Genomic DNA, 11,927 nt, shown 5'->3' with positions numbered 1-11,927 from the left:
ACCCACCGCCGTTTCAGCCATTCCACCCGCACCTGCCCACCACCATGCTCAACATCTCGGGGACGCGTGAGCACCACACCCTTCGACCGTGTCGCCACCACCGAACAACCAGGACATACCCGGGCCGACTCGTCAGCGGTCACCACCCGAACCACCCGGACCCCGTCGGTGTCCACGCCCACCGCCGCGACCTCGACCCCTGCCATCCCAAACAACAACGTCGCATCTGTAGCTGTATCGTCAACCATGCCCGTGCGTTCTTGAAGATCGACTGCCTCAACAACAGTCATGATCCACAAGAACCACGGGCACTCTGCGCTCAGGAACCCATCACATACCGCAACCCCCACACAACCCACCAGCCATCACGCACAGTAACAACTATCGCACCTTCTCCGGTTTAGCTCGAAGACCCGGAAAGCCTTCTCGGATTCGGCGACGATCTCCTTCCACCACGCCGAAGTGGCGGGGTCGCCGGACTGCAGCGCGACCACCCGTTGCCGGGAGCGGTCGGCGAAGGCGGGATCGGCGTCGAAGGTCCTGCGGACGGCCTTGTACAACTCGTCCAGCGCGGAAACGGCCGAGGTGTTGCCGGAAAGTTCGTCGTGGTGCCAGGTGGCGTCCGGGTGCTCGTCGAGGTACTGGATGAGCATTCCGAACTGGGTGCCCCAGTCCCCGAGGTGATTCTGCCGGATCACTTCCGCGCCGAGGAAGCCGAGCACGCGGGCGAGGCTGTCCCCGATGATCGTGGTGCGCAGGTGCCCGACGTGCATCTCCTTGGCGATGTTGGGCGCGGAGTAGTCCACCACCGTCCGCCGCCCCTCTTCCGGCGCGCCCACGCCCAGCCGGGCGCCGGCCAGCCGTGCGGCCACCTGCCCCCACACCACCCGATCCGGCATCGTGATGTTGAGAAAGCCCGGACCCGACAGCTCGGCCGGCGCGACTTCGGGGTCGAGCACGGCGGCCAGTTCGGCCGCGAGTTCGGCGGGCTTGACGCGGGCGCGCTTGGCCAGCGCGAGCGCGGCGTTCGACTGGAAGTCGGCGTGCTCGGATCGGCGCACCACGGGGTCCGCTCCCGCCAGTTCGGGACGGGCGCGGCCGATCGCCGCCGCGACGGCGGCGGCGATCTGGCCGAGCAGCGGTTGGACCTCGTGGTCGCGCACAGGAACCACTCCGGTTCATTCGTCGGCGAGCAAAAGACGTTCGTCGCTGTCGAAACAGCTGTGGGTGAGAGTGTGGCAGGCGGGGCCGATCTGGTCGACTCGAATCAGCACGGTGTCGGCGTCACAGTCCAGCCGTACTTCGCGCACGTGCTGGGTGTGCCCGGAGGTCTCGCCCTTGACCCACAATTCCTTGCGGCTACGCGAAAAGTAGGTACCTCGCCGAGTGGTGAGCGTCCTTTCCAGTGCCTCGTCGTTCATCCAGGCCACCATCAGCACATCGGAAGTGGCATGCTCGACTACCACCGCGCAGACCAGCCCGTCCGCGTTCCACTTCACCCGCGCGGCGAGTTCGGGGTCGAGGCTCACCGGACCGCCACCCCGCCGGCCCGCAGCGCATCCTTGACCTCGCCGATCTTCAACTGTCCGAAGTGGAACACACTGGCGGCCAGCACGGCGTCGGCACCGGCACGCACCGCGGGCAGGAAGTGGCCGGGCGCGCCCGCACCGCCGCTGGCGATCACCGGCACCGTGACCGCATCGCGCACCAGCCGGATCAGCTCCAGATCGAACCCGGACTTGGTGCCGTCGGCGTCCATCGAGTTCAGCAGGATCTCGCCGACGCCGAGTTCTTCACCGCGCGCGGCCCACTCGACGGCGTCGATCCCGGTGCCCCGGCGGCCCCCGTGGGTGGTCACCTCGAAGCCGGACGGCGTGGACTGCCCTCCTTCGGGCACCCGGCGCGCGTCCACCGAGAGCACGACGCACTGCGCGCCGAACCGCCTCGACGCCTCGTGCAGCAGTTCGGGCCGCGCGATCGCCGCGGTGTTGATGCTCACCTTGTCCGCTCCCGCGCGCAGCAGGCGGTCCACGTCATCGCGGGTGCGCACGCCACCCCCGACGGTCAGCGGGATGAACACCTGCTCGGCGGTGCGCCGGACCACGTCGAAGGTCGTCTCGCGATTGCCGGAAGACGCCGTGACGTCGAGGAAGGTCAGTTCGTCCGCGCCCTCGGCGTCGTAGGCACGCGCCAGCTCCACCGGATCGCCCGCGTCCCGCAGGTCGGCGAAGTTCACGCCCTTCACCACCCGCCCGGCGTCGACGTCCAGACAGGGAATCACCCTCACCGCTACACCCATGCTGGTCAGGGTACTGACCGGACCGCTGACGTCGCTTTCGAGGACGCCCGCCGGTACGGTGATCACGAAGGCTCTGCCGTCGGCCCGGGATGGCCTTAGCTTAGGGTCGCGGTATGTGGTGGGGCCTGATCTCCGCGGTGGCCGCGGCGTGTGCGTACGGAGTGGGGTCGGTGCTGCAGGCGGTCGCGGCCCGTTCGGTCGACCAGGGCGGCAGCGGGATCGATCCGGGGCTGCTGGTGCGCGTGCTCCGGCAGTGGCGATACCTGCTCGGGCTGGGCCTTGACGCGCTCGGGTTCCTCGCCCAGATCGCCGCGCTGCGGGTGCTGCCGTTGTTCGTGGTGCAGGCCGCGCTGGCGGCGAGCCTGGCCGTAACGGCGGTGGGCACACTGACCATCGGCGCGCGGCTGACCGTCCGCGAATGGTCCGCCGTGGCGGCGGTGTGCGTGGGCCTGGCCCTGCTCGGGATCTCGGCGCACGGCGAGGGCTCCCGCCCCGTCGGCTTCATGTTCCACATTGGACTCCTGGTCGGCGCGCTGGTGCTGGGCGGGATCGGGTTCCTGGCCGGGCACGCGCCCGAACGCCTGCGCTGCCCGGTGCTCGGCCTGGTGGCCGGCCTCTGCTTCGGGGTGGTGGCCATCGCCGGCCGGGTCATTTCGACCTCCAGCCTGGTAAGCCTGCTGTCCGATCCCGCGACCTACACCGTGGCCGTCGCGGGCGTGCTCGCCATGCTGTTCTTCGCCTCGGCGCTGCAACGCGGCAGCGTGACCACGGCGACCGCGCTGATGATCGTCGGTGAGACGGTCGTGCCATCGCTTGTCGGCATCCTCGCGCTCGGCGACACCACCAGGCACGGATTCGTGCTCGCCGCCACGGCCGGGTTCGTCCTGGCCGTGGCCGCCGCGCTCGCGCTGGCCCGGTTCGGTGAGGTCGCGGCCGAGCCGGCGCGCGACCGGGCATGAGGGATTCTCAGCGCCACGCCGCTACCGTTGCGCCATGTCTTCGGAGTACGAGCGCCTGGCCGCGGAGAAATACGTCGCGCTGACCACCTACCGGCGCACCGGAGACCCGGTCGCCACGCCGGTCTGGCTCGCCGGCGACGGCGGCGAACTGCTCGTCTGGAGCGAACGGCAGGCGGGGAAGGTCAAGCGCATCCGCCGGGATCCGGCGGTGGCCGTCCAGGCCTGCGACGTGCGCGGCCGGCGCACCCACGGCGCGGAGGTCCGAGGCAAGGCCCGCATCCTCGACGGCGCCGGTTCGGACCGTGCCCGGCGCGCGATCGCCCGGAAGTACGGGCTGCTCGGCCAGGTCACGATGTTCTTCAGCCGCCTCCGCGGCGGCCGGGACCGCACCGTCGGCATCGCGATCACCCTCGACGGCTGACCCGCCCCTCGCGAGTCCCACACCCAACGCGCGCGAGTCGGGCTTCCACGACGCGCGAGTCGGGCTCTCACAGCACGCGAGTTCGACGTTGGGCGCGGTGTGGTCAGGAGGTGACGGCGGCCAGGGCTTCCGGAAGGGTGAAGGCACCGGCGTAGAGCGCCTTGCCGACGATCGCGCCCTCGACGCCGTCCCGCGCGAGTGCGGCCAGCGCGCGGAGATCGTCCAAACTCGACACTCCGCCGGAGGCGATGACCGGGGCGTCGGTGCGGGCGGCAACCTCGCGCAGCAGGTCGAGATTCGGGCCCTTGAGCGTGCCGTCCTTGCTCACGTCGGTGACCACGTAACGCGCGGCGCCGTCACGGTCCAGGCGTTCCAGGACGTCCCACAGGTCGCCCCCGTCGCGGGTCCAGCCGCGGGCGGCGACCCGGTGACCGGCTTCGGTGATCCGGACGTCGAGGCCGATGGCCACCCGGTCCCCGTGCGCGGCGACCACCTTGGACGTCCACTGTGGATCTTCCAGGGCGGCGGTGCCGAGGTTGACCCGGCGGGCACCCGTGGCCAGCGCGGCTTCCAGGGACGCGTCGTCCCGGATCCCGCCGGACAGCTCGACCTGCACGTCGAGCGCGCCGACCACCCGGGCGAGCAGTTCACGGTTCGAGCCCTTGCCGAAGGCCGCATCGAGGTCGACCAGATGGATCCACTTTGCTCCGTCGCGCTGCCAGGCGAGCGCGGCCTCCAGCGGATCTCCGTAGGAGGTCTCGGTGCCGGCTTCGCCCTGGACGAGCCGGACGGCCTGGCCATTGGCCACATCTACCGCGGGAAGAAGCGTGAACGTCACGCGGTCACTATAGGTGAGGGCGCCGCCGCGCTTTCCTAGAGCGTCCGCAGCCAGTTTTCCAGCAGGTGGGCGCCGGCGTCGCCGGACTTCTCGGGGTGGAACTGGGTCGCCCACAGCGGTCCGTTCTCCGCGGCGGCGACGAAGTCCTCGCCATGGTGGGACCAGGTCACCTTCGGCTGCGCGCCGCGGATGCCGGAGTCGAGTTCCCAGGTCCGCGCGGCATAGGAGTGCACGAAGTAGAAGCGGGTGTCCGCGTCCAGCCCGGCGAACAGCTCCGAGTCCGCCGGGGCGCGAACGGTGTTCCACCCCATGTGCGGCACGACGTCGGCGTGCAACCGCTCCACCGTGCCCGGCCACTCACCGGTTCCCTTCGACTCCACGCCGTGCTCGACCCCGCGCTCGAAGAGGATCTGCATGCCCACGCAGATGCCCAGCACCGGACGGCCTCCGGACAGGCGGGTTCCGATGATCCGGTCTCCGCCAACGGACAGCAGCCCCCGCATGCACGCGGCGAAGGCCCCGACACCCGGCACGACGAGGCCGTCGGCCGCCAGCGCCGCTGCCCGATCGGCGGTCACCTCGACGTCCGCGCCTACTCGCCGTACCGCGCGCTCGGCCGAACGAAGGTTTCCAGAACCGTAATCGAGAATCACGACGCGAGTCACCAGGCAAGTCTAAGCTGTATCCGCGGGCGAGCCCTTCAATGCCGCCAAAGTCCGGTTTGAACCCCACGTCACCTGGGAATACCGGGCCGACAGGGTGAGGCAGGAGGAACGAAGATGTTGCCAGGAGGCTTGACCGATTATGCCGAGAAGACCGCACCCGCGGGCCGGATCCTCCGCCTGGCCGATCAACTGGCCGACGAGCTGGAACACTTCGAAACCCAACCGCTGTGCGCGGCCGACATCAGGCGGCTACTCAACGGGATGAGCGGCACCGCGGCGGCGCTGACCCGGATCCTCGACGAGCTACGAAGTTGTCCGGCGATGGCCCACGCCGACAACGACCTGGGCCTGCCCACGCACCGGAGCGTGCTCAGTCAACTGGCCCAGGCGGCCGCGGCGGCGGAAGACCTCAAGGTGACCGCGGCGGCACTGTGCCGTCAGTTACCCCGCGAGGTGTCCACTGTGGACTCGGTAACGCCCGCCCCGCGGTGATGGCGTTCCAGGCACCGAAACACGGGGCCAACCTCGACTTAAATTGAAGTCAAGGTTAGCCTGGCAGGGTGACCAAGCTTGCCGACCATCTCAGCATCGGCCAGGTCGCGGAACGCAGCGGAGTGCCGCATACGGCGCTGCGCTTCTACGAGGACCGCGGGCTGATCCACTCCGAGCGTTCCGCGGGCAACCAGCGCCGCTATTCGCGTACGGTGCTGCGCAGAATCGCCTTCATCCGGGCCGCTCAGCGGGTCGGCCTGAGCCTGGAGGAGATCAGCGCGGCGCTGTCCACCCTGCCGGCCGACCATGCCCCGACAAAGGCCGACTGGGCGCGGCTTTCCCGGGCCTGGCAGGACGAGCTGGACGCGCGAATCGACGCGCTGCAACGGTTGCGCGACCGGCTCACCGGCTGCGTGGGCTGCGGCTGCCTGTCCCTGCGGGTGTGCGGCTTGTACAACAGCGACGACCAGATGGCCCGGTTCGGCCCCGGCGCCCGCCTGCTCAAGCCGGCGGCGGAGGGCGGCGCGTGACCACGCCACGGCATGGCTTCGTGGAGCCACGGCGTGACACACCGGCACAGGGCTTGGGCAGGGCGTCCTCCGGAGACGGCATCTGCTCGGGACAGACGTTCATCGCCACCTCGCAGTCACAGTAGCCGCCCTTGTCGGCCAGACGGCGCTCCAACGCCGTGGCCCGCGGCGCGCGCAGGTCACGCCAGCGCTTGGCCCAGCGCAGGGTGTCGTCACAACCGAAGTCTGCGAGCATGCGCCCCAGGTAACAGGTCAGGCACTCCCGGTCCTGCGGCGTGATCCACTGCTCGTGCCATTCGGCGAGGTAGCGTTCGGCGGCGGCCGGTTCGATCGGCATCAGGGCTCCCCTCGGGTGGTGGTGGCTCCTGTTTAGCAGGGGGCACCGACAAAAACGTTGCGGCGGAAAGCGGTCCGTGCGCCAATGGAGCCCGGAATGGAGAACGAGAAACTGATCCGCGTTTCCAGGCGGCTGTCGCGCCACCTTCGCCACGCTCCCGAACGGATCGGCCTGACGCTCGGGCAAGGCGGCTGGGTCGAGGTCGACGACCTGCTCGCGGCACTCGCCCGGCACGGCCTCGAACTGGCCCGGGCCGAACTGGACGAGGTGGTGACGCAGAACGACAAGCAGCGCTTCGCCTACGATGCCACCGGAAAGCTGATCCGGGCGAACCAGGGCCACAACGTGGCCGTCGACCTGGACCTGCCGGCCGCTCAACCACCCGCGGTGCTCTGTCACGGAACCGTGGCCCGGTTCTTGCCCGCGATCCTGCGCGAAGGGCTCCGGCCGATGTCGCGCGAAGACGTCCACCTGTCCCCGAACGCCGAAACCGCGCTACAGGTAGGGAAACGACGTGGCAAGCCCATCGACCTCGAAGTGGACGCCGCGGCGATGTCGGCGTCCGGGCACGAGTTCCGGGTCGGCGCGAACGGGGTGTGGCTGACCGCCGCGGTACCGCCGGAATTCCTCGAGCAGGGAGAAGAATGAACGGCGCACGGATCAGGCACGCCGAACTCGCCGACGCCCACGCCGTGTTCGAACTGGTCTGCCAGTTCGCCGTGAGCTACCGGCCGCACCGCGCCCTGTTCGACCAGCACTACGAACTGGTGATGGCCGCGATGACCTACGACGGCACCGACGATCTGCTGGTCGCCGAGGACGCCGACGTGGTGATCGGGTACGCCCTGGCCGGCCGGTTCCTGACCTTCTACGCGAACGGACCGGTGAGTGAGCTGCGGGAGCTGATGGTCGCTCCGGCGCACCGCGGGCGCGGCGTCGGCAGGCAACTGGTCGAGGCGGTCATCGCCCGGGCGCGCGCGGCGGGCGCGGCGGAGGTCGTGGTCACCACGCGACGGGCGAAGGACTACTACCGCAAGCTCGGCTTCGAGGAAACGGCGACGCTGCTGAAGCTGTCGCTCGTGTGACCGCTGGGCTCCCTCACCTCGGTGGCGACGTTCGGCGCGGTCGTCGCCGTGTTCCAGTGGGCTGGCTCGACAAGCAGCTGGGCGTCGCCTTAACCGGGCCGATCACGAGCATGCTGCCGATCCTGCTGATCGGCGTGCTGTTCGGGCTGGCCATGGATTACCAGGTGTTCCTGGTGACACGGATGCGCGAGGAGCACGTGCACGGCGCCGACGCCCAGCAGGCGATGGTCACCGGCTTCCGGCACGGCTCCCGCATGATGGTCGCGGCCGCGTTGATCATGATCAGCGTGTTCGCCGGCTTCGTGCTGTCCGACACCACGCTGATCCAGTCGATCGGGTTCGCGCTCGGTGTCCTGCCGGACGCCTTCGTGGTGCGTATGACCATCGTGCCCGCGATCATGTCCCAGCTGGGCTCCGGAGCATGGTGGCTGGACAAGGTGTTGCCCCGGGTCGACGTGGATGGCGAGGGCCTCACCAGGCGGCTCGACGAGCAGCAGGTGCTCCAAGGCGCATGACGCACCTTCGCACGAGGCGCGAAAACGCGGGTAGGGACGCCTAGGACTTGGTGAGCACCGGGCGCAAGAAGTCGAGAACTGGCGCCGCCTGGCCCGCCGGAAAGTGCCCGACGCCGGGCAGGAGGCGGACCGTCGCATGCGGCGCCGTCTTCGCCAGCCGTCGCTGGGTGCCCTGGGAATCGAGGACCGCGTCCCGAGCGCCGGCGATGACCAGCACGGGCATGGTCAGCCTGCGCAAAGCGTGGTCGTCGAGCACGGGAAGCGTGCGCCGCGGCCGGAAATGCCGTTGCACGAGCAGCAGGTACTCGCGGTATTTCCGGATCTCCGCGGCTGGCACGGTCTCCGGCGGGCGACCGAGGAACAGCCGCATTCCCGCGCGTACGCCAGGCGGTCCGAACAGCAGCAACGGCAGCACTGCCAGCAGCACGCCGAATTTCTGCCGCCCGATGCCGGCGGGGGCCAGCAACGCCAGGCGCTCGACACGCTCGGGACGGCGGGTCGCGTAATCGACGGCCAGCAGCCCACCCAGCGAAGCACCCACGAACGACGCGCTGGTCACGCCAAGGCCTTCCAGCACGTCATCGAGCCATCCCGCGTAGGCGTCGGATGCCAGTGGTGGCCGCGAAGGAGCGCTCAGCCCTGGTTCGCCGATCAGGTCGACGGCGTAGACCCGGAAATCTTGCGCCCAGGTGCGCACCTCGCCCATCCAAATCACGGCGTTGGTCATCGAACCGTGCAGGAGCACCACCGCGGGCGCGCCCCGCGGACCGCTGGCCACTACGAAGGTCTCGCCTTCACGGGTCGGAATCCGCAATCGCTCGTGGGGAACCGGCCAGGCGTCCAAAAGTTCGCGATACCGCCGCTCGATCAGCCGGGCGCCCTCTTCGGAGGTGTAGATCTCGCTCATCATCCCTCCAGCAGGACGTTGACGAGCCTCAGCAGTTCCGCACTGCTCTCCGGCCCACCGACGATGATGATCTTCATGCTGCCCCTTTCCTCCTCGTAGATCGTTTCGACACGGAGACGTTCGTCGCTCCCGGGACGGCTGTTGGCCGAGCTGATGAGCAAGGTGCTCAGCCTGCTCATGGTGTCCGGGTCGATCGCGTCGATCTGCACGATGCTGGTGACCTCGACCCGGCGCTCCCGCCGGACCGTCTCGGACACCGCGGCGACCGGACCGCCGGTGAACGCCTCCAGGTCGGCGCGGGCGATCCGGTACTGCTTACCGATGCGGACGGCCTTCAGCCGCCCGTCCCGGACGTAGTTGCGCACGGTCTTGACGTGCAGACCCAGCAGATCGGCCACCTGCTCGACCGAGTACAGCTGCTCCGGCACTTCGAGCACCTCCTCTTTATTCTGAAAACTACTCTATCACTCCTCGATGAGAGATATATAGAGGATTTTGAGGAATGATCGCGAAGGCAAGGTTGATCAGCCAGCGCGAGTCCCCCGCGCCCGTCGCGCGAGCCCCACAGTCCCGTCGCGGACGCGGCCGCATCGCGTTCGTGCCTGGCGCTTGTCCGGAATTCGTCCAAGACCTGTCCGGGCCTTGTCCTGTGCCCTGGTCGGACGACCTGTCCGCCTCTTGGATCGGGATCGGGGCCGATGTGCGAAGACCTGTCCGGCCCGAACGTCTTTCGTCGAAAGGAAGTCGATGAACGCACTCAGCCGTGCCCGGGCCATCGCCCGCCACGGGCGTTCCGGCCACCGCGTCCGCATCGGGCGACCGCTGGTCGTCGCCGTGGCGCTGGTGGTGGCCGGCGCCGGTGTGGCTGCCGCCCAGCTCTCGGGGTCCCAGCCGGAACCGGCGGCACCCGTGGCACAGACGGTCGCGAACACCGGCCCCGTCAGTTCCCCGAGCCCCGCGCCCGGCGCGCCCGCCGTCGCACCGCCGCCCGCCGCCACCGTCACTCGCCCGATCCAGGCTCGTCGCGGGGACACCCTGTGTGCGCTCGCCCGCCGCTATGGCAGCACTGTCGCCGAGTTGCAGCGGCTCAACGGGCTCGGGAACTCGACCCTGATCCGCGCCGGGCAGTCGCTGCGCGTGCCCGCGCATGCCAAGCGTCCCGGCCAATCGCCGCTCACGCACCGGCCGCCGGTCGCCAAATCCACGCCGGCGCACCGCAAGTCCGCTCCGGTGCCCACCAAGCCCGCCCCGGTGCACGCGAAGCCCGCGAACGCGACCCCGGCGGCTCCGGTTCGCACGGGGGTCACCACCACCAAGACGATCAGCGAGCTCAAGCCGCACCCGGTCAGGCCGTGCCGGCCGGGCAAGGAGAGCCGCCACCACAGCCGGATCACCAAGCCGGGCAAGCCGGGGCACTGCTTACCGCGGCTCACCGGCATGCGGCATATGTGTCCGCTGGCCCTCACAAACCGGGGAGACCGCAAATGAAGCACCGGGCTTCGCGACGATCCGCGCGACTGGCGCTCGGCCTGCTCGGCACGGCGGCCACGGCGGGCCTGCTGTGGATCTGCCTGAACGCCCTCGCCGCGGCACCGGCCTCGGCCGCGCCCACCGGGCACACCCCCAACCCGGCGCCGAAACCCGTGGCACGGGTTGTCTCCGCCAACCGCTCCCCGGCCAAACCGGCCAAGCCCGTCACGGCCAAGCAGCCGTCCGGCGTGCAGGCCGCGGTGAGTGTGGTCTCAGCCAAGGCGAAGACGCAGCAGGGAACGAAACGGCCCACGGTGAACCATTACGTGGCGCCGGTGAAGGCTCCGGTCAAGCCAACAAGCTCCGTGAAACCTTCGTCGCTGACGCAGGCGGCCGCGAAAGCGGTCTCGGCCAAACCGAAAGCTCCGCTGGTGACGCGGCAGCCCACCGTGACGCATCTGGGCACGATGCAGCCGGACTGCCCGCCCAAGAAGCCAAAGAAAAAGCCGGAGAAGCCCGAAAAGCCCCAGAAGCCGGGGATACCAAAGCAGTCCGTGACGTCGACGCCGAACCCGGACGAGCAGGCGAACACCCCGAAGCCCACCAATCCGCCGAAGCAGCCGGTCCCGGACCAGCCGGTCAAACAGGGTCATCCGCCGTTGCCCCCGAAGCCGGTGAAACCGACTCCGACCCCGGCGCCGAAACCCGTCAAGCCGGCACCGAAGCCGGTCAGGAAAACCGGGACCACGAGCGGAAACAACGTCGACTACAGCGGTGTCAGCGGGTCCGTCTATCGCGAGTTCGGCGGCGGCGGGGAGATCGGCGGCTACACCAAGAACGGCCAGAAGCACGTGGTCGTCTCCGGTGAGGTCGGGGTGGGTTACGGCGAAAGCTTCGACATCACCCACAAGAAGCCCGACGCAGGGGTCTACGTGCAGGGGCAGGCCAAGGCATCGTTCGGTGTCGGCGGGCTGGAGTTCAAGGTCACCGGCGGTCCGGTCGGCGGCGACTGGGCCACCAAGGCCAGCGTCTCCGGCAAGATTCTGGGCCTCAACATCGCCCAGGGCTCGATCACCCTGGCCGACAAGAACGGCTTTCTGAACGACGGTAAATGGGACTGGGGTCTGTCGAAGATCTCGGCGAAGGACTGGACCAAGGCCTTGCAGGGTGGCTTCAAACCCAAGGTCCCGCCCAGTATCGAGATCAAGGGCGGACTGGTCGGCACCGCGGACACCCCCGTACCGTCCTGGGTCCCGGTACCTTCCTTCTGATCCAGTGAGAACGCCACTGGTCTCCTTGGCGGGGAAGGCTCCAGCTCCGGCGACATCCATCCTCCAGCGTTGACGGGCGGGGAAAGCCTCGCCCATCGCGAAAGCAGGACTCGCGCGTCCCGAAAGCCCGACTCGCCC

17 protein-coding genes and 1 pseudogene are annotated in these 11,927 nt (G+C 69.3%); 9 read left to right on the top strand and 9 right to left on the bottom strand.

Translation table 11 applies throughout. The annotated features are described in order from the left end of the window. The 4 genes from VJT49_RS18870 to hisF all read right to left on the bottom strand — a co-directional run. On the bottom strand, positions 1-290 hold a 290-nt coding region (locus tag VJT49_RS18870; RefSeq protein ID WP_414636024.1), incomplete at its 3' end, for a transposase family protein. Between the two features lie 75 nt (positions 291-365). Next, on the bottom strand, positions 366-1,172 hold the full coding sequence (argS, locus tag VJT49_RS18865; RefSeq protein WP_324166162.1) for an arginine--tRNA ligase: 807 nt from the start codon (positions 1,170-1,172) through the stop codon (positions 366-368). A 6-nt stretch (positions 1,173-1,178) separates the two neighbouring features. Then, positions 1,179-1,529, bottom strand: coding sequence for a phosphoribosyl-AMP cyclohydrolase (gene hisI, locus VJT49_RS18860; protein ID WP_324166161.1), 351 nt, complete (start codon positions 1,527-1,529; stop codon positions 1,179-1,181). Continuing rightward, entirely contained in the window at positions 1,526-2,299 is a 774-nt protein-coding gene (hisF, locus tag VJT49_RS18855) for an imidazole glycerol phosphate synthase subunit HisF (protein WP_324166160.1), read from the bottom strand. Before hisF ends, hisI begins: the two co-directional genes overlap by 4 nt. A gap of 113 nt (positions 2,300-2,412) precedes the next feature. Here hisF and VJT49_RS18850 point away from each other — a divergent pair, with 113 nt between their 5' ends. Together VJT49_RS18850 and VJT49_RS18845 are read left to right on the top strand one after the other, a co-directional pair. Then, complete coding sequence (locus VJT49_RS18850) at positions 2,413-3,258, top strand: hypothetical protein (RefSeq protein WP_324166159.1); 846 nt, start codon at positions 2,413-2,415, stop codon at positions 3,256-3,258. 34 nt (positions 3,259-3,292) lie between these two features. Further along, positions 3,293-3,679, top strand: a complete 387-nt coding sequence (locus tag VJT49_RS18845; protein ID WP_324166158.1) for a PPOX class F420-dependent oxidoreductase — start codon at positions 3,293-3,295, stop codon at positions 3,677-3,679. Positions 3,680-3,782: 103 nt separating this feature from the next. On the opposite strand, the gene priA is transcribed toward VJT49_RS18845, so the two are convergent. Beyond that, entirely contained in the window at positions 3,783-4,517 is a 735-nt protein-coding gene (priA, locus tag VJT49_RS18840; protein ID WP_324166157.1) for a bifunctional 1-(5-phosphoribosyl)-5-((5-phosphoribosylamino)methylideneamino)imidazole-4-carboxamide isomerase/phosphoribosylanthranilate isomerase PriA, read from the bottom strand. Between the two features lie 35 nt (positions 4,518-4,552). Continuing rightward, positions 4,553-5,182 (bottom strand): imidazole glycerol phosphate synthase subunit HisH, encoded by a 630-nt coding sequence (gene hisH / locus VJT49_RS18835; RefSeq protein WP_324166156.1) that lies wholly within the window; start codon positions 5,180-5,182, stop codon positions 4,553-4,555. A 129-nt stretch (positions 5,183-5,311) separates the two neighbouring features. On the opposite strand from hisH, the gene VJT49_RS18830 reads away from it, so the two are divergent. Together VJT49_RS18830 and soxR are read left to right on the top strand one after the other, a co-directional pair. Further along, positions 5,312-5,674, top strand: coding sequence for a hypothetical protein (locus tag VJT49_RS18830; RefSeq protein ID WP_324166155.1), 363 nt, complete (start codon positions 5,312-5,314; stop codon positions 5,672-5,674). Positions 5,675-5,742: 68 nt separating this feature from the next. Next, entirely contained in the window at positions 5,743-6,204 is a 462-nt protein-coding gene (gene soxR / locus VJT49_RS18825) for a redox-sensitive transcriptional activator SoxR (RefSeq protein ID WP_324166154.1), read from the top strand. On the opposite strand, the gene VJT49_RS18820 is transcribed toward soxR, so the two are convergent. After that, a complete protein-coding gene (locus tag VJT49_RS18820; RefSeq protein ID WP_324166153.1) occupies positions 6,176-6,541 on the bottom strand; it encodes a DUF2695 domain-containing protein in 366 nt (121 codons plus the stop codon). The genes soxR and VJT49_RS18820 overlap by 29 nt on opposite strands. A 96-nt stretch (positions 6,542-6,637) precedes the next feature. Here VJT49_RS18820 and VJT49_RS18815 point away from each other — a divergent pair, with 96 nt between their 5' ends. The 3 genes and pseudogenes from VJT49_RS18815 to VJT49_RS18805 form a co-directional block, all read left to right on the top strand. After that, positions 6,638-7,189, top strand: a complete 552-nt coding sequence (locus VJT49_RS18815; protein WP_324166152.1) for an RNA 2'-phosphotransferase — start codon at positions 6,638-6,640, stop codon at positions 7,187-7,189. Beyond that, complete coding sequence (locus VJT49_RS18810; protein ID WP_324166151.1) at positions 7,186-7,626, top strand: GNAT family N-acetyltransferase; 441 nt, start codon at positions 7,186-7,188, stop codon at positions 7,624-7,626. Before VJT49_RS18815 ends, VJT49_RS18810 begins: the two co-directional genes overlap by 4 nt. Before the next feature lie 3 nt (positions 7,627-7,629). Further along, positions 7,630-8,141: pseudogene (locus tag VJT49_RS18805) on the top strand (MMPL family transporter); the annotation flags it as partial. Positions 8,142-8,181: 40 nt separating this feature from the next. Here VJT49_RS18805 and VJT49_RS18800 read toward each other — a convergent pair. Further along, positions 8,182-9,048, bottom strand: coding sequence for an alpha/beta fold hydrolase (locus VJT49_RS18800; RefSeq protein WP_324166150.1), 867 nt, complete (start codon positions 9,046-9,048; stop codon positions 8,182-8,184). After that, positions 9,048-9,485, bottom strand: a complete 438-nt coding sequence (locus tag VJT49_RS18795) for a helix-turn-helix domain-containing protein (RefSeq protein ID WP_324166149.1) — start codon at positions 9,483-9,485, stop codon at positions 9,048-9,050. The genes VJT49_RS18800 and VJT49_RS18795 overlap by 1 nt, the downstream gene beginning before the upstream one ends. A gap of 310 nt (positions 9,486-9,795) precedes the next feature. On the opposite strand from VJT49_RS18795, the gene VJT49_RS18790 reads away from it, so the two are divergent. Next, on the top strand, positions 9,796-10,536 hold the full coding sequence (locus tag VJT49_RS18790; RefSeq protein ID WP_324166148.1) for a LysM peptidoglycan-binding domain-containing protein: 741 nt from the start codon (positions 9,796-9,798) through the stop codon (positions 10,534-10,536). Further along, positions 10,533-11,789, top strand: a complete 1,257-nt coding sequence (locus VJT49_RS18785) for a hypothetical protein (protein WP_324166147.1) — start codon at positions 10,533-10,535, stop codon at positions 11,787-11,789. The genes VJT49_RS18790 and VJT49_RS18785 overlap by 4 nt, the downstream gene beginning before the upstream one ends. Positions 11,790-11,927: the final 138 nt, after the last annotated feature.

It is taken from the genome of Amycolatopsis sp. (genome assembly GCF_035276945.1).
In the GTDB taxonomy this organism is placed as follows: domain Bacteria; phylum Actinomycetota; class Actinomycetes; order Mycobacteriales; family Pseudonocardiaceae; genus Amycolatopsis_E.
Note: the sequence above shows the minus strand (reverse complement) of the source record. Positions and strands in the feature narration are given on the sequence as shown.